We start from the raw sequence: 16,662 nt of genomic DNA, 5'->3' as shown, positions 1-16,662 counted from the left end.
GACTTAATTAGCGACAAAGTAAAATTTTAATTCGGATGAGTGGATGGCTTGCTGACCAGGGAATTTAAAATACTGATACAGATGCACTTTATTTCTTAAGTTCTAGGAATGGCCCTAACACTCTACAACACCCTCACTCGTCGCAAGGAAGCCTTTGAACCCGTTGAACCCGGTAAAGCCGGGATGTACTACTGCGGCGTGACGGTGTATGACTATTGCCACTTGGGTCATGCAAGAGCTTGCATCGTCTGGGATGTGACGCGCCGTTATCTGCAATTTGTCGGCTATGACGTGCGCTATGTGCAGAATTTTACCGATATTGATGACAAAATCCTCAACCGGGCACGGCAAGAAGGTTCGTCAATGGAAGAAGTCGCCGAGAAATACATCCAAGCTTATTTTGAGGATATGGCGCGGCTGAATATCAAAGAAGCCGATGAATATCCGCGTGCTACACACACGATCAATGGGATTCAGCGGCTGATTCACGAGTTGGAACAGAAAAATTTCGCCTATCCCGCTGGGGGTGATGTTTACTATGCGGTGCGTCAATTTCCGGAGTACGGTAAGCTGTCGGGACGCAAGTTAGAAGATATGCAAGCGGGCGCGAGTAACCGGGTGGAGGTGGAAGACCTGGAAGCGTCCAAGAAAAGAGATCCGTTTGATTTTGCGCTATGGAAGGCGGCAAAACCGGGGGAACCCGCCTGGGAATCGTCTTGGGGTGCGGGTCGTCCGGGGTGGCACATTGAATGTTCGGCAATGGTGCGCGATCGCTTGGGCGATACAATCGACATCCACGCTGGCGGTGCTGACTTAATTTTCCCTCACCACGAGAACGAAATTGCCCAATCAGAAGCGGTGACTGGCAAGCCGTTAGCAAACTACTGGTTGCATAACGGGATGGTGACGGTAAATGGCGAGAAGATGTCTAAGTCTCTGGGCAACTTTATCACCATTCGCGAGTTACTCGATCGACCCGTCGATCCAATGGCAGTGCGGCTATTTGTTCTTACAGCCCAATATCGCAAGCCGATTGATTTTACCGATGAAGCAATACAAGCGGCGACAAACGGTTGGAATACGCTAAAAGAAGGTCTGTTGTTTGGCTATAAGTACGGTTCCCAACTGAGTTGGACGGGAAACCCCGCTAATCTCCCCGTCAGCGAGGGGGGACATGACAACGCTGTGGAAAGATTTCAGGCAGAAGTGGATGATGACTTGAATTTTCCTGGCGGGTTAACCATATTGTTTGAACTTGCCAAAGAGTTAGGCAAGCAGGGAAATATCCTCGTTCATCAGGGTAAAACTGAGATCCCACCCGAACAATTAGAAATTTACTGGCATAATTTGGTTGATTTGTCAAGTGTGTTGGGCTTGGAAGTAAGTGCTGACGAGATCGCAAAGCTACAGGTTGAAACTGCCGCTTCTGGTGGTTTCAGCGATGCAGACATTGAGGCGATGATTCAGCAGCGCCAGGAAGCCAGGATTGCGAAAAATTTTGCTGAAAGCGATCGCCTTCGCAACGAGCTACAAGCCAAGGGCATTACTTTAATTGATAGCCCGGATGGTACGCGATGGCATCGTAACTAAGATGAGCATAGCGGCAACTGCCTATGTTGCACCAATAGCGATCGCCTTGACGAGATTTTCAGCAGGAGCGATCGCTTTCTTCTTTCTCACCCTCACTCTCGTCATCTGAGTCTCATCCTGACTTTGCCAGCGCTGTTTATAACGCTTTTGAGTTTAGCAATTTGGCTACCTTGGCTGATTGCTTGATTAGGAGAGTGGCTAAAAGCCTACAAAATGGCATCTACACAAGAGAAGAGTGCTAATTCACACCCGTGGTAGAGGCTTTGCGTTTAAAGTTTCCGTATAGTGTATCGAACAACACGTAAATTTACGTAAGCGATCGCGATCGCTGTTTCCGGATTAAGCGATCGCAAACGTGTAGAGATCGGTAGCACTACGCAGCTTTTTCAAAAGCTTGATAGTAGCCATACTGAATCAGGGCATTAACAGAGGTGCGATGGGACTGATGCACAAAATTCCAGAAGACACTTCTCACTGGACGGACTACTCACAAGAAATGCTAAGCAGGACTCAACAACAAGTAACGCCCTGGGCATGGATTGAGCAAGCATCAGTAACCCGGACTGAGGATTTTGAACAAAGCCAAAAAGAGGCGACTTCCCAACCGTCACCCCTACATTTAGATTCGACGCTAGAAGAATTAACGCTCTACGACGCTAGTATCGAGTCGGAACGTGCCGTAGAGGAAGCAATCCAGATTTTTGAAGCGAACCCATTGCTTCCTGGCATGATTATTACCGAACAAGGTAATTTCGTCGGAATGATTTCGCGACGGCGCTTCTTTGAATCTATGCGCCGTCTCTACAGCTTAGAGTTATCTTCCCCGCCTTCTCTGAAGGCACTCTACAGCATTGCCCGATGTGAGATTTTAGTATGCGATCGCAACAGTTCCATTGTCGAAACTGTACAGCAGTCCTTAAAGCGATCGCCCGAACTCATTTACGAACCGCTCGTCGTGCAACTGCAATCGGGAATTTGCAGACTCTTAGACGTACATCAGTTACTCATTGCTCAATCGCAGATTCATCAACAGGCAGCAGAAGCACTGCGGCAATCAGAAGCTCAATCCAGAGAGAAAACAACCCAGTTAGAGCAAACCCTGCATGAACTCCAGCGTACTCAAGCTCAACTGATTCAGACCGAAAAAATGTCTGGGTTGGGACAAATCGTTGCCGGTATCGCCCACGAAATTAATAACTCTGTCAGCTTTATTTATGGCAATCTCACCCATGCCAGCGAGTATGCCTACGACTTGCTGCACTTGCTGCACCTGTTTATCCAGCACTATCCTCAGCCAGTGCCAGAGATACAAGCAGAAATGGAAGACATTGACCTGGATTTTCTGAGGTCAGATTTGCCGAAACTTCTATCTTCAATGCAGGTAGGTGCAGAACGGATCTCTGAGATTGTTCTTTCCCTGCGGAACTTCTCTCGGCTCGACGAAGCAGAAGTGAAGTGTGTCAATATTCACGAAGGCATCGACAACACGCTCCTGTTTCTACAAAATCGGCTCAAAGGCAGAGGTATACGCCCTGATATTGTGGTTCATAAAGACTATGGCGACCTTCCTTTTGTAGAATGCAATGCTGGGCAACTCAACCAAGCATTCATGAATATCTTCTGCAATGCAATTGAGGCACTAGAAAAGGAAATTAGTCACAGACAAGGAAATACCCATTACCCATCACCGATAATTCGGATTCGCACGGAAGTCGGAGATAACAATCAAGTTGTAATTCGGATTGCAGACAACGGCATTGGGATGACCTCGGAGGTACAGCAACGATTATTCGATCCTTTCTTTACGACTAAACCTATTGGCAAAGGAACTGGCTTAGGGTTGTCGATTAGTTATCAAATCGTGGTAGAAAAACACAGCGGTCAATTGACCTATATTTCCGAAACGGGGAAAGGAACAGAGTTTGCGATCGCGATTCCGATTCAGCAGTACAATTCATCCGCTACTCTGTCTCAGTGCGCCTGAGCCAAAATTGCTGCTTGTCTTTTTCTAAACCTTTTTAACTCAATTGTTATGGCAATCCTATTTGAGTGTGGATGCTAGTAGTTCAGATCCCCGACTTCTTTCTCGAAGTCGGGGATCTCGCCTTCACGAATCATTCAGGCTTGCGATATCAAAGTATAGGTACAGTGGATTTCTGTTAGCTGCCTCATTTCAAATCTGGTAGATTTCCCGCAAGAGGAAACCGCTTCCTCTATCTACCCACATTTCAGGGAGGAGAGATAGAGACTTAGACTTGCTTTGGATTTTGGGAAATTGCGAGTAATCAATCGGATTGGATATTACTACCTAATTAGACAGATTAATTTAACATTAGTACAACTCTTTAGATAGACGAGCCAAGAAAATAATAGAGGTAGGGTTTTAACAAAGAGTTTCAAGAAATATGTCTTTAGGCTGCTAACTGACGTAACTGATTGAAGGTCAATTTTTTTACAACCAACATTTGTTCGCTTTTGGCAAGTAAAGTTGCCAAAGTCAGTATTTTTTAGCCTAAGTTCAGGATATTCCCATGAGTACGCAAAATCAGAAACATTCGGTTAAAAAGCTTGTTAGCTTGATGAGCGTTGCTGGCGCTAGTGTTTTCCTCAGTTTTCCAGCATTAGCCCTCATCAATTCCAACTCTAGTACGAGAAGCCAACAATTATTAGCTCAGAGTACTCCAGGTGGGGCACAAACAAATCCATCTGGCGCTGGTGCTAACCAACAAACTCCCGCTGGTACGGGTACGGGTACTAACCAACAAACTCCTGCTGGTACTCGTACTGGGCAACCTAACTATGAGGTAATTAGCCCAGGAGTTGTGCAACAGAATCCGGCAGGTGCGGGCACTACCCAGCAAACTCCAGCAGGAACTGGCACTGGGCAACAGAATCCGGCAGGTGCGGGCACTACCCAGCAAACTCCAGCAGGCACGGGAACTGGCACGGGAACTGGTACAACTCAACAAAATCCAGCCGGAACTGGCGCTGGGCAACAAACTCCAGCAGGCGCGGGTACAACTCAGCAGAATCCCACAGGTACAGGTACAGGTACTGGGCAACAAACTCCAGCAGGTGCGGGAACTGGTACAATTCAGCAAAATCCAGCCGGTACAGGTACTGGACAACAAACTCCAGCAGGTGCGGGAACTGGTACAACTCAGCAGAATCCGGCAGGTACAGGTACAGGTACTGGGCAACAAACTCCATCTGGTGCGGGTACAATTCAACAAAATCCATCCGGAACTGGTGCTGGGCAACAAACTCCATCTGGTGCGGGTGCAACTCAGCAGAATCCAGCCGGAACTGGGACTGGGCAACAAAATCCAGCAGGAACGGGCACTACTCAGCAGAATCCCGCAGGTAATACTCCAGGGGCTACGCAACGGAGTGGTCGGCAGGGGAATTATACTCAGTACATGAGACTTGGGTACGCTGCAACCCAACAAAGGGATTACCAAACTGCTTTGATTAACTTTAGAAGGGCGCTTAATTTACGTCCTGGGGATTCGTATGCGACACGAGCGATTAGCAATGTAGAAAGCTATCTTCAACGCAGTCGTTAGTTAAATCTTCGGTGAGGATCGGCAAACAGGGAGTCGCGATCGCGACTCCCTGTTTTTTGTTTTTTAGACTTATTCTGCCTGACGCGCGATCGCTTCCTACCAGTCTGTCATCGAAAGCTCAACGCTTACGCAGCGCTAGTGTGGGTGCGAAGTTTGTCAATCGTCACGGCGATAATGATCACAAGACCTTTAACAACCAACTGCCAGAAAAATGACACGTTCATCAGGGTTAATCCATTGTTGAGGAGGGCAATAATTAAGGCACCGAGTAAAGTCCCCCAGATGGTGCCAATGCCACCCGTGAAGCTAGTTCCTCCCAAAATTACGGCAGCGATCGCATCAAGTTCGTAGCCTTGACCTAACATACCCGTCGCACTGTAGAGACGCGAGGCGCTCATCACTCCGCCTAAACCGGAAAGCAACCCACTTACACCATAAACAAATAACAGCACCCGACTTACCTTAATTCCTGTCAGTCGTGCCGCCCGGATGTTACCGCCTACTGCGTAAATATGCCTTCCTAATACTGTGCGTCTTAAGACAAACCAACTCGCTACAACGGCAAGCAAAGCAATCACAACTAGCCAGGGAATGGGGCCAAGATAATTGTTGCCTATCCAAGCAAAATTTAGATTTCGATTGAGAACGGTTGTGCCATTAGCAACTAAGTAAGCAACACCCCGCAAAGCTGTATAAGAACCAAGGGTGACGATAAAAGGTGGCAAACCTAAATAGGCAATCAACGAACCATTTAGTAAGCCAAGACCTAATCCTGCTAATAGAGCGGCTGGTATGGCGAGCAAACCAAGACCGGGGATTAACGAGACAAGCACCCCGACAACTGCGGTTACGCCCAAAATTGACCCCACAGAAAGGTCAATTCCTCCGGTCAAAATAACAAACGTCATTCCGGTCGCTAGCACGATGTTGATCGATGCTTGCCGAATGACATTAATCAGATTTCCGGGCGAAAGAAAGCTTGGCGTAACAATTGAAAAAATTATACAGATTGCAACCAAAATCGGGAGGATGCCAGCAACCTGAATGAAATTTCTCCAAGCTTGACGCTTACTTGCTTTAGAGCGATCGCTCGTTCCATTCTTGGTGGTTCTTACTTCTGTTTGACTCATGATTTTGCTACCTCTCTTGCCCCTGTGGCATAAGCCATGATGTTCTCTTGTGTAATCGCTTCCCCAGTCGAGCCGCCTACTTCACCAACCAGGCTTCCCGCACGCATCACCAAGACGCGATCGCTCATTCCCACAATTTCCGGCAGTTCGCTGGAAATCATCAAAATGGCGACACCTTTTGCTGCTAGATCGCTAATAATTCGATAAATTTCGCTTTTCGCGCCAATGTCAACGCCTCGCGTAGGTTCATCGAGCAAAAGTACTTTAGGATTAATTGCCAACCAACGTGCCAGCAATAACTTCTGCTGATTTCCCCCAGATAAATCCATTGCTCTAATGCTTGGACTGGCAAGACGAATTCCTAAGTCGCTAATGGCATCTGCCACAATTCTTAAAAGTGATTTTGAGTTGATAATGCCAGCTTTTGCCTCTCGCCCAAGAACATTCAAAGTTATATTTTCACCAGAACTCATATCTAGAAATAAACCGAGATTTTTTCTGTCTTCTGGTACATAGGCAATTCCTGCTTCAATTGCATCATCTGGGCTAGAGATGTTCAATGGACGTTGATCTTTAATATCTTCTGGCACATAAGCAATTCCAGATTCAATTGCATTAGTTGGCTCAGAGATATTGAGACGACGACCTTCGAGTTTTATTTCGCCGCTAGTCTTTCGGTCTGCACCAAAAATTAGACGCGCAATTTCTGTTCTACCTGCACCCACTAAACCTGCTAAACCAACAATTTCTCCAGCATGCAGTTTAAAACTCGTAGATTTTACCTTGCGTCCATCACTTAAATTCTTTACCTCAAGGACTACTGGGCCAGGACGTGTTTGACGCTTATGTTCGTATAAATCTTGTAAAGAACGACCCACCATCATTTCTACTAAGCGAGGAGCGGAAATTTCACTCCTCTCCAGAGAGCCTATATATCCGCCATCTCGAATTACGCTAACGCGGTCAGCAAGCGCATAAATCTCTTCCATCCGATGGCTAATGTAAATAATCGCAATTCCTTCATTCCGCAAGCGACGAACAACCTCGAAAAGCTTCTCTGTCTCTCGGTCTGAAAGCGCTGCTGTCGGCTCATCCATCACTAGAATGCGGCTCTTGTGTTTGAGCGCTCTAGCAATTTCAACTTGCTGCTGTTCTGCAATGGAAAGGGTCGAAACTAGGTCGTTCGCATCAAAACTTGCATCAAGGTTCTGCAAGACTTCAGAAGCTTGACGCCGCATTCCGTCTTGGTCAATGAAGGTGCCTCCTTTCTTAAGCTCGCTTCCCATAAAAATGTTTTCAGCTACTGTCAAATTTGGGGCAAGATTAAGCTCTTGATAAATAATGGCTATCCCCAAATCTCTGGCTTGGCCTGGGTCTGTCATCTTAACAGCTTGACCGTCAATTCTGATTTCCCCTGCATCGGCTATGTAGGCTCCAGCCAGGATTTTCATCAACGTACTCTTGCCTGCACCATTTTCACCCATGAGAGCATGAACTTCCCCAGGATAAATAGTGAGAGTTACATCATGCAAGGCGGTGAACCCATTAAAGGTTTTTGTAATTCCTTGCATTTCGAGTACAGGTTTAGTTTTTATTGAGGGTTGAGTGCTACTTGCCATCAGAAATCCCTGTAATGTTTGTGAAAGTACGATTCAAATGGACGGATTATAAATTCATAAATTTGGGCGATTAACGGCAAAAACTTGGTTATTCACTTGTCCAGCCTTTATGCTGATTCACGTTTTCACGAGTAATCAGCGTGACTGGAATGAGAATGTTTGGATTGGCAGGCTTGTTGCCTTTGATAATGTCATTCCCGACCTCAACTGCCTTGGCTGCCATGCGAAAGGGGTCTTGAGCCGCAGTCGCAACAAATAAACTATTTTCCTGCTTGAGCGCATCTAGAGCTTCGGGTGCGCCATCGACGCCAACAATAAAGAATTCTTTCCGTTGTGCTTGTGTAGCAGCTAGCTCTGCACCAATACCACAAGGATCGTTAATTGCAAAAACAGCATCAATTTTTGGGAAGGATGTGAGCAGATCGCTCATGACTCTCAACCCACCATCACGGCTACCTTCTGCATTCTGATCTTTTGAAAGTATCTTGATATTGGGATATTTGGAAAATACGCTCAGACAGCCTTGGACTCGCTCAATGACTGAAGCAACAGGAGGGCCGTTAATAATTACAACATTGCCTTGACCCTTCAACCGATCTGCGATGTATTGACAACTTACTTCACCTGCTTGCACGTTATTAGAGGTAACAGTGGCATCAACACCTCCTTCAGCAGCAGTATCAACTGCAATGATTGGAATTCCTGCTTGTTTAGCTTTTTCAACCGCTGCAAAAATCCCCTTACTGTCAGAAGCATTGAGTACAATCATGCTGACATCTGAGGCAATGAAATTTTCGATTTGATTAAATTGCTGATTTAAATCGTCCCCGCTGGAGACGAGGGTTGTGCTAATGTCCGCACCGCCAATTCTCTTAGCTGCTGCCTCTGCACCCTTACCAACTTGTACAAAGAAGGGGTTGCCGAGATCGCGCACTGTGACAGCAACCGATGAAAGTTCTGAACTGTTTTGTTGGCTGTTTTGAGCGTTCCGGGGAGCTGACGTGCAACTCACAAGAGCGCTACTGACTAGACTAAAAAGACTAAATGCGATCGCTACTCGTTTCACCTTAAACTCCAATGAATACTCATTTGGAAAGAGTCGCGCGAATCTTAGCCCGCAAACCAAAAAGTAATCCTTTCAGATTGAAGCTTTAATACCTTAAGTTTTAGGTAATAAAATTCCAAGTATAGGGTTATACAATTCCTTTTTCTTTTTTGCTAGTAAAATTTTCTCAATTCAATTGCTGGAACGCTTATTTAAAGAAAAATGTTCAGGAAATTCCTTCTTGCTTCCTCCTAAGAAAAGTTATTTTTTCCTAAAATTTATTAAAATTGTGTAAGCGTTTTAGAGTTTCAAAACTAGAGAAAACTTTTTAGCAAAAGCCACTAAAGGTTTTGTTTAAAGGCTTGCAGAGTCTTCTTCTATTTGACTCGCGATATCGTATATTTTGCGACTTAAATACTGAGTTAGCATCAATCTCAAGATAGAGGAAAGACATTTAAAACAAGCAAATTTTATTGAGTTTTGTGTATGAGTTCTTATAAAGATTGTTGGGATTATTCATTCAATGCTTAAGAGGTAGGCTAAAGTAGTTATAGCTAAGTAATACGGCTTGTTAATAATTAATAACTTTTTGTTTTAATGTATTTGATTTAATGTAAAGAGGTAGGACTCTTGTCAAGAGGCTGGGATTGTTCAAACGCCTCATATTAGATGCAAACGTCATAATTGCAGAAATGTTTGACCAAGGGTTTTATCAAACATTCATGACAAGTTATGTAAATGTGGTTACTTGCGTGTTAATTGAGATTTTCGCTTTGGAGCGATCGCTCCCATCGTTGAGCTGGGTTGATGAAAACCCAAGTATGCATCTACTGCTTTGTGATTGATGCTGGTTGCCAAAACTGACTGAGGCGGTCACGAATGTCAAAGGGAAGCAGCCACGATCTTCTTGTAGTGACTGCTTTTGAGCGCCTCCTAACTCTATCAACCGTTCAAGTTGACCATTAGATTTTGTCTATAGTGCGCCTATAGTGTGTTAGTTACCGAACCGCATAAATCCTGACACTATGGCATGAGTTAAGCATGAAGTACGAGCATGTCTTACAACACAGTGAAGAAGACTGCGGAGCAGCTTGTCTTGCTGCGATCGCGAAACACCACGGGCGGACTTTTACGCTCAACCGCATCCGTGAAGCCGTAGGCACTGGACAGCTAGGAACCACATTGCTAGGACTCCGGCGGGGTGCAGAAGCACTCGGTTTTAATGCTAGAGCAGTGAAAGCTTCACCACAGATTCTTGACAAATTGAAGCAAGCACCGCTACCAGCCGTCATTCACTGGAAAGGCTACCACTGGGTTGTTTTATACGGGCAACACCGGAAAAAATATGCGATCGCCGATCCCGCTGTCGGCATCCGTTACCTCACTAAAAACGAGCTAGCGGCAGGCTGGACAAATGGCATCATGCTGTTACTAGAGCCAGACTCCGCCCGCTTTTTTGCCCAAGTTGATGATAAAGTTGGCGGTTTTGGGCGTTTCTTTAAACCCGTCTGGGCTTACCGAGGGATTCTGGCTGAGGCATTTATCATTAACCTTGTCTTGGGGTTGCTTTCCCTGACATCCCCCTTCCTCATCCAAATCCTCACCGATGATGTGCTGGTTCGGGGGGATACCCAGCTACTAACGGGTGTCGTGACTGCTGTTATGGTGATGAATGTTGTATCCAGTAGCCTCAGACTGGTGCAATCTAACCTAATCGCCCATTTTTCTCAACGGCTCCAATTAGGCTTAGTTTTAGAATTTGGCAGAGCAATTTTGCGTTTGCCGCTTTCCTATTATGAAGCTCGTCGCAGTGGCGAAATTGTCAGCCGCTTGCGAGATATTCAAGAAATTAATCAGTTAGTTTCTCAAGTCGTTGTCAGCTTGCCGAGCCAGCTATTTATTGCCATCGTTTCTTTTAGTTTGATGTTGTTCTACAGCATCAAACTAACAAGTGTTGCTGTGTGCATTGCTGTTGTTATGACAATTTCCACAATTATTTTCCTGCCGACACTGCAACAAAAAACTCGGAGCTTATTAGTCTTAGAAGCAGAAAATCAAGGCATTTTAGTTGAAACTTTTAAAGGGGCACTGACGCTCAAAACGACTACATCTGCACCGCAATTTTGGGAAGAGTTTCAGAGTCGCTTCGGTCGCCTTGCCAACATCACTTTCCGCACGATTCAGATTGTCATTATTAACAGTACCTTTTCTGGATTAGTTTCTAGTATCGGTAGCGTCATCTTACTTTGGTTTGGCAGTAGCCTGGTGATTAGTAAAGAATTAACCATTGGGCAACTGTTAGCTTTTAATGGGATGAATGGAAACTTTCTAGCGTTTATTGGGGCAGTCGTGGGATTTGTCGATGAACTCACTCGCGTTCAAACCGCCACCCAACGTCTTACGGAAGTAATTGACTCTACACCAGAAAATCCAGTTGATGACAAAAGACCCTTTGCTAAAATTCCGGGAGATGCAGATATTATTTCCACAAATCTCAACTTCCACCACGCTGGCAGAACTGACCTTTTAGAAGATTTTTCGCTAACAATTCCTGGAGGAAAAGTTATTGCACTCATTGGTAAATCTGGCTGCGGTAAAAGCACCCTGGCGAAGTTAATCGCTGGATTATATTCACCACATTCTGGAAATCTCCGCATTGGCATGTATAATTTGCAAGATTTATCACTTGATTGCTTGCGACAACAGGTGATTCTCGTTCCTCAAGAGCCTCACTTTTGGAGTCGCTCAATTGTGGAAAACTTCCGCTTAGGTTCCCCTCACGTTGCATTTGAACACATTGTGAGAGCTTGCCAGATTGCGGGTGCAGATGAATTTATCAGCAAGCTACCCGACAAATATCAAACCGTTTTGGGTGAATTCGGGGCAAATATTTCTGGCGGACAGCGGCAACGATTAGCAATTGCCAGAGCGATTGTAAACGAGCCGCCAGTTCTGATTTTAGATGAATCCACGGGGGGACTCGATCCGGTGAGCGAAGCGCAAGTTTTAGAGCAGTTGCTGTCTCACCGCCAAGGCAGAACCACCATTTTAATTAGCCACCGCCCCAGAGTAATTAATCGAGCTGATTGGATTGTTTTTCTGGAGCAAGGTCGCTTGAAATTGCAAGGTTCTCTGGAGGAGCTACAAGCCCAAACTGGCGCTCATTTGGACTTTTTGATTCCCTAAAGTGAAATGATTATTTTACAGAGGCATTGGTGAGGTTAACATTGCTGGCAGAGGATGCGGAGAGGCTTTTTATGGTAACGTTCGCCGTGGCGGATGTCGTGTTGTCGCCTAAGAAAATCAGGTTGGAAGTTGTGTAAGGGTTGAGATATCCGGGAGGCGGTGTAAATCCGGTATATTGACGCAGATTGCCTTGCAAAACAGGAAAGGTAGAACCGTTCATAAACAGTTGATACTGGTTGTCTTTTACATACAATACATAGTTATTCATCGTTTTCTGGACGTTGAAAGTTACTTTCTCGCCTTGAGTAAAACCAACGTTTTGCGCCCAGATGCTATTTTGCCAGAAACCTAATTCCAGCCCATAAGGTTGCGTTTCACCAGAGACGCCATTGCTCATCACAATCAGACTGAAACCTGCACGATTGTTGTTGAGGTGAGTTTCTGAACTCACCTTGACGCTGAAACTGATGCTATATCCGGTACTGCGGTCAAGCAGCACTGGCGATACTTTGAAGTAGCCTGCTTGATTACTGGTATTACCCGTATTCAAAATAGTGCCTTCAGTGGAAGGCGTTGCAGTCGGTACAGGAGACTTAAAAGCATTTTCTTTATATTCCCATCCTTGTTGAGCGGGCGTTTGATTTGGCTGCGATACGCCGTCGTAAAGAGGAACGGCGTTAGCAGAAGTGGCTCCCATCGCTAAGGTAAAGCCAACAGTAAGGGCGGCTAGAGTTTTTTTCATGAGTTTGTTTCCTTTGATGACCATCTCGTAAGTAAAAAGCCGATGTTTATAATTTTTTTGCGGGTTGGACTAGCATGAGAATGCAGGTTGTCTTTGAGCTTTAACGCCAAAATTGGCTCAGGAGATTTTGGATGGTACTTAAGACAGAAGACAGAAAAAATTAGTAGTTGCGGGATTTTTAATTGTCATTGCTACCTGTTTCTCCTACCTACCACTTCCAAAAACGTTCATCGCTTAACAAACCTGCAACACCTTACAGGGGCGAGACAAAGCTTCTAAAAACTTCATAACTGGAAGCGATCGCTCTCATACATCTCATAAAGTCGATGCATAACGCTAGGAACTCTTGAATTCCTAATCAATCCTGATTCCAGATACTTTACATCTTGCACCTACCAAATCAAAGCTCTGCCTTGATTCCTCTCGTTCTCTAGGCTGACGCTTAGAAACGAGGGGTAGATGGATTGTTGCCTTCCCAGTTCCCAGAGTAAGGTGCAAAATGTCCGTGTTCCCTACCCTACACTCAAATATCCAAATTCAACGAACTGTAGCTTCGCCACTGAAATGAGTAGATTTCACCGCTGATCTGAGGATATTGCTATCCGTATTATCACCGATGAAAGAATCCTTTACCCTAAATTCATAATTTAGAGGCTTTAAATGAAGTTTCTGTGAATTAAGCGCGATCCTGCAAGCGATCGCATCATTTTCTGATATTAATCGTGAGCCAGAATCACTTGTTAATATTATCTAGCCGAAGTTTTTTCCTTAAAAACAGTAACGATTTACTACAGAAATTACAACTATCAACTATCTATCGATATATATAGCAGTTCTCACTTTGTTTCGATATCTACTCGTAACCTCACCCCTGACCTCTTCTCTGAAAGTGAGGAGGAGCAGGGGTGGGTTTATGTACTGCTTCCAAACAAAAATTCCGATATTTTAGCTAAGACCGAGCTAAGTAGGATGGACAATCCTGAACGTAGACAAGTGCTATTTGAGTGCAGCTTTAATTAAAACCTAGAAGGTGTCCAATTGCTTTGAAAATACTCAGATAAAAATTCCCTTCCATCGGTCGAAACAATACAAATTGTCCAGGAGTTCCAAAAAAGGGTCTGAGTGTCCAGCCTAATTGACAGCCAACTAAAGCATAAAGAATTAACCAAAATTTCAGAACTCTGGTACGAGTTTCTTGTGCTGCTTCGCTATCTTGTACGGACATAAACTGTATTCCCTGATAGAGGAAAGTGACGCCAGTCAATCCGGTGAGAGCAAAAATACCCACATTTAACAATACAAAAAATTGGTAGTTGTGGGCGGTCAACAGAAAAACTAGCGCTACGGGTGCCAAGCTAAATTCTAAAACGCTAATCACGGCGACAGAAGTTAGAAGCATGGCGAAATACTGTCCAATACTTTTGCTTGAGCCAAAAAGAATGCTGAAAAAATATAAAGTTGGCAAGCAAAGAATCAGCGTGATTAAGTAAAAGCAGGGAAGTTTAACAGCAGAGGACAATGCTTGTAAAAAGCTATGAGATGAACCGATAATTGCGCCATAGGCGGCAAAAAAGAGGGAACTACAAACGAGTAGAGAGGTGATTTTACTGGGAAGTCTTACGCCTTGACGAATTTCTTCCATAAATCCTTGGCGATCGCGTAGCAGCCCCATTAAAACGGTAAAGTAGTGGGTGGTTTGAAATTCTTGTTTAATCATGGTGCGATCTTTTGACTCAGAGCCAAGAGAGGTTCAATAATAAACTGGGGATGATCTACATTCCTTAACCTCGCTTTTTCGAGTTGAGCCGGAAATATTTAGAGATTGGCTTGTTCGCAGTCCTGAAAAACGTGAGAATCGCAAGTCTTCTACAAAAATCTATAGTGGAATCGCGCTGACTTCGGCCCTGAACTAAAGTTAGGGATAAGAGCTAAAATCAGTTGAAATTGGCCCAAATACTGGGTAAACAAAGGCTTTCAACCTGTTTTAAGCTTTAGCTTTAAGGTGAGAGATTTATCTCAAGGCTCTTATATATCAGTACCATTCATCTATCGTGAATCGTCTTGATGTCTGCCTTTGAGGAGAAAGCTTTTCATCTCCCCTTTACCTTTTACCTGGATAGTTCCCCGTTCCTGAAACTGGTACTTATGCCGTAAGCGTTCATAAGTTGCTCCTGTCACTTGAATGCAACCCGCAATGCCTTGGGATTCCATACGGCTAGCAATATTCACCGTATCACCCCATAAATCATAGATAAACTTTTTCGTGCCAATAACGCCTGCAACGACGGGACCCGTATTAATTCCAATTCGGATGGTGTAGTGTTGAGGGCGAGAAGTAGACAACGCTTCGCCAATCTTGGTACTTAAGCAAGTCATTTCCTCCAGCATATCCAGTGCCATTTCCGCGATCGCTTCCGCGTGATCTTCTGAAGGCATTGGCAGTCCTCCTACCACCATATAAGCATCTCCAATTGTCTTAATTTTCTCCAAACCGTGGCGATCTGCCAGTCGATCGAAGGCTGAGAAAATCTGATTGAGCAACTCAACCACATCAGTTGGGGAAATCCGAGCCGAAAGCTCAGTAAAACCAACAATGTCAGCAAACAATACCGTCACATCGGCAAAGTTTTCCGCAATCGTGCGCTGTTCCTGTTTTAATCGATGGGCGATCGCTTCTGGAAAGATATTTAGCAGCAGACGCTCAGATTTTTCCTGTTCTGCTTGCAAATTTTTTAAAGCAGTGGCGAAGATATTCGCAATCACCCCAGATAGCAACACCGCCGTCAATACTGTCATCGCTTGCAGTACCGTAGCTAGCGTGCTGGTTCGGGCGATTTCAAGGCGCGATCGCTGTACGTCAGCATTTGCCAACCCAATTACTTTAGTGGAAACACTTGCCGCTTGCTCGTCAAAAGTGCTGATTTTGCTTCTAATTTGAGCGTCGAGGTTGATAATTTCTCGGATCGCTAACTCGTAAGCATTCAGATACTCCCACGCCGCCGCCTTCTGAGTGGCATTGAGTTGGGGTGCTTGTTGAATTCCCTGGCGCAAACGTTCCACCGCCTCATACACCGCCTGGATTTTGTCCTCCTGACGGTTGGAGAGATATTCTTTCTCCACCGACTGCATTTCCCGATATGAAATCATCAACTCCGAACTGGCAGAGAGTTGCAGCGTGTCGTGCAATAGCCGCGAATTTTGCTCTAACCGCGCCAGCACCCCCACATCATCGATTCCCAGCGTCCCCACCAACGCCACAGCTTCTTTAAAGCTGCTAGCATAGCGCTCGACAAGCTCTACATAAGCCACCAATTCCGGATTGCTCCGACGCAAAGCATCGCTAACCTTCCCACCATTGAGTAACTCTTGCAACTGGCTGCTGATATCTAGGGCTTTGTCAATTTGCTCCCGATGCGCCTGGACATAATCCTGGCTAGCGCTGGAAAATCCCATAGAAGGCCAGCTCAAAAAAAAGTCTTTTTCCAGTTGGCGGGCGTCCTGTAAGGCGGCATCCATCTGAAATACTTTTGCCTGCACCTCAATGCTGGTGAGAATCGCCGCTTCTGTCTCTCGCACCACTGCATTCAGCGACAGCCAGCTCGTCATCGCGACTTGTGTAATCAGCAGCAGCAGCGCCACAACTGCCCAAGTAAACTTGCTGGTAATGCTCAAGCGATGCCAGAGTTTACCTAAGGATAAAGGATGAAGTCTCAAGCGTGAAGTATCAAGTGTAAAATTTCCTCTTTTAGGCTTCATCATGCTTGCCTCTATGGTTTCTTTTACC

Annotated in this window: 10 protein-coding genes; 4 read left to right on the top strand and 6 right to left on the bottom strand. The window is 45.2% G+C overall.

Going from position 1 to position 16,662, the window contains the following annotated elements; genetic code table 11:
• Positions 1-108 precede the first annotated feature (108 nt).
• The 3 genes from cysS (at position 109) to NDI44_RS00165 (ending at position 5,156) form a co-directional block, all read left to right on the top strand.
• Positions 109-1,590, top strand: a complete 1,482-nt coding sequence (gene cysS / locus NDI44_RS00175; RefSeq protein ID WP_190410017.1) for a cysteine--tRNA ligase — start codon at positions 109-111, stop codon at positions 1,588-1,590.
• Positions 1,591-2,035: 445 nt separating this feature from the next.
• Positions 2,036-3,574 (top strand): ATP-binding protein, encoded by a 1,539-nt coding sequence (locus tag NDI44_RS00170; RefSeq protein WP_242032601.1) that lies wholly within the window; start codon positions 2,036-2,038, stop codon positions 3,572-3,574.
• Between the two features lie 547 nt (positions 3,575-4,121).
• Positions 4,122-5,156, top strand: coding sequence for a tetratricopeptide repeat protein (locus NDI44_RS00165; RefSeq protein ID WP_190410016.1), 1,035 nt, complete (start codon positions 4,122-4,124; stop codon positions 5,154-5,156).
• 125 nt (positions 5,157-5,281) lie between these two features.
• On the opposite strand, the gene NDI44_RS00160 is transcribed toward NDI44_RS00165, so the two are convergent.
• The 3 genes from NDI44_RS00160 to NDI44_RS00150 form a co-directional block, all read right to left on the bottom strand.
• Positions 5,282-6,286: a ribose ABC transporter permease gene (locus NDI44_RS00160; RefSeq protein WP_190410015.1), complete on the bottom strand. Its 1,005-nt coding sequence runs from the start codon at positions 6,284-6,286 to the stop codon at positions 5,282-5,284.
• On the bottom strand, positions 6,283-7,905 hold the full coding sequence (locus NDI44_RS00155) for a sugar ABC transporter ATP-binding protein (protein ID WP_190410014.1): 1,623 nt from the start codon (positions 7,903-7,905) through the stop codon (positions 6,283-6,285). Before NDI44_RS00155 ends, NDI44_RS00160 begins: the two co-directional genes overlap by 4 nt.
• Before the next feature lie 88 nt (positions 7,906-7,993).
• Positions 7,994-8,971: a substrate-binding domain-containing protein gene (locus NDI44_RS00150; RefSeq protein ID WP_190410013.1), complete on the bottom strand. Its 978-nt coding sequence runs from the start codon at positions 8,969-8,971 to the stop codon at positions 7,994-7,996.
• Positions 8,972-9,991: 1,020 nt separating this feature from the next.
• Here NDI44_RS00150 and NDI44_RS00145 point away from each other — a divergent pair.
• Positions 9,992-12,136: a peptidase domain-containing ABC transporter gene (locus tag NDI44_RS00145; RefSeq protein WP_190410012.1), complete on the top strand. Its 2,145-nt coding sequence runs from the start codon at positions 9,992-9,994 to the stop codon at positions 12,134-12,136.
• A gap of 10 nt (positions 12,137-12,146) precedes the next feature.
• Here NDI44_RS00145 and NDI44_RS00140 read toward each other — a convergent pair whose 3' ends face one another.
• The 3 genes from NDI44_RS00140 to NDI44_RS00130 form a co-directional block, all read right to left on the bottom strand.
• The gene (locus tag NDI44_RS00140; RefSeq protein WP_190410011.1) at positions 12,147-12,878 is read right to left on the bottom strand and encodes a hypothetical protein; all 732 of its coding nucleotides are present in this window, start codon (positions 12,876-12,878) and stop codon (positions 12,147-12,149) included.
• Positions 12,879-13,890: 1,012 nt separating this feature from the next.
• Positions 13,891-14,595: an actin-binding WH2 domain-containing protein gene (locus NDI44_RS00135; protein WP_190410010.1), complete on the bottom strand. Its 705-nt coding sequence runs from the start codon at positions 14,593-14,595 to the stop codon at positions 13,891-13,893.
• Between the two features lie 329 nt (positions 14,596-14,924).
• On the bottom strand, positions 14,925-16,637 hold the full coding sequence (locus tag NDI44_RS00130) for an adenylate/guanylate cyclase domain-containing protein (RefSeq protein ID WP_242033881.1): 1,713 nt from the start codon (positions 16,635-16,637) through the stop codon (positions 14,925-14,927).
• Between the last annotated feature and the right edge of the window lie 25 nt (positions 16,638-16,662).

The sequence above is a fragment of the Trichocoleus sp. DQ-A3 genome (assembly GCF_039961975.1).
Lineage (GTDB): Bacteria > Cyanobacteriota > Cyanobacteriia > Cyanobacteriales > FACHB-T130 > FACHB-T130.
The sequence above is the reverse complement of the archived record's forward strand: the minus strand, read 5'-3'. Positions and strand labels throughout refer to the sequence as shown.

Bases quoted from the DNA above. Each gene is read 5' to 3' on its own strand.
- NDI44_RS00170 (WP_242032601.1), top strand. From the start codon at position 2,036: ATGCACAAAATTCCAGAAGACACTTCTCACTGGACGGACTACTCACAA.
- NDI44_RS00155 (WP_190410014.1), bottom strand. From the start codon at position 7,905: ATGGCAAGTAGCACTCAACCCTCAATAAAAACTAAACCTGTACTCGAA.
- NDI44_RS00145 (WP_190410012.1), top strand. From the start codon at position 9,992: ATGAAGTACGAGCATGTCTTACAACACAGTGAAGAAGACTGCGGAGCA.
- NDI44_RS00165 (WP_190410016.1), top strand. From the start codon at position 4,122: ATGAGTACGCAAAATCAGAAACATTCGGTTAAAAAGCTTGTTAGCTTG.
- cysS (WP_190410017.1), top strand. From the start codon at position 109: ATGGCCCTAACACTCTACAACACCCTCACTCGTCGCAAGGAAGCCTTT.
- NDI44_RS00140 (WP_190410011.1), bottom strand. From the start codon at position 12,878: ATGAAAAAAACTCTAGCCGCCCTTACTGTTGGCTTTACCTTAGCGATG.
- NDI44_RS00160 (WP_190410015.1), bottom strand. From the start codon at position 6,286: ATGAGTCAAACAGAAGTAAGAACCACCAAGAATGGAACGAGCGATCGC.
- NDI44_RS00130 (WP_242033881.1), bottom strand. From the start codon at position 16,637: ATGATGAAGCCTAAAAGAGGAAATTTTACACTTGATACTTCACGCTTG.
- NDI44_RS00135 (WP_190410010.1), bottom strand. From the start codon at position 14,595: ATGATTAAACAAGAATTTCAAACCACCCACTACTTTACCGTTTTAATG.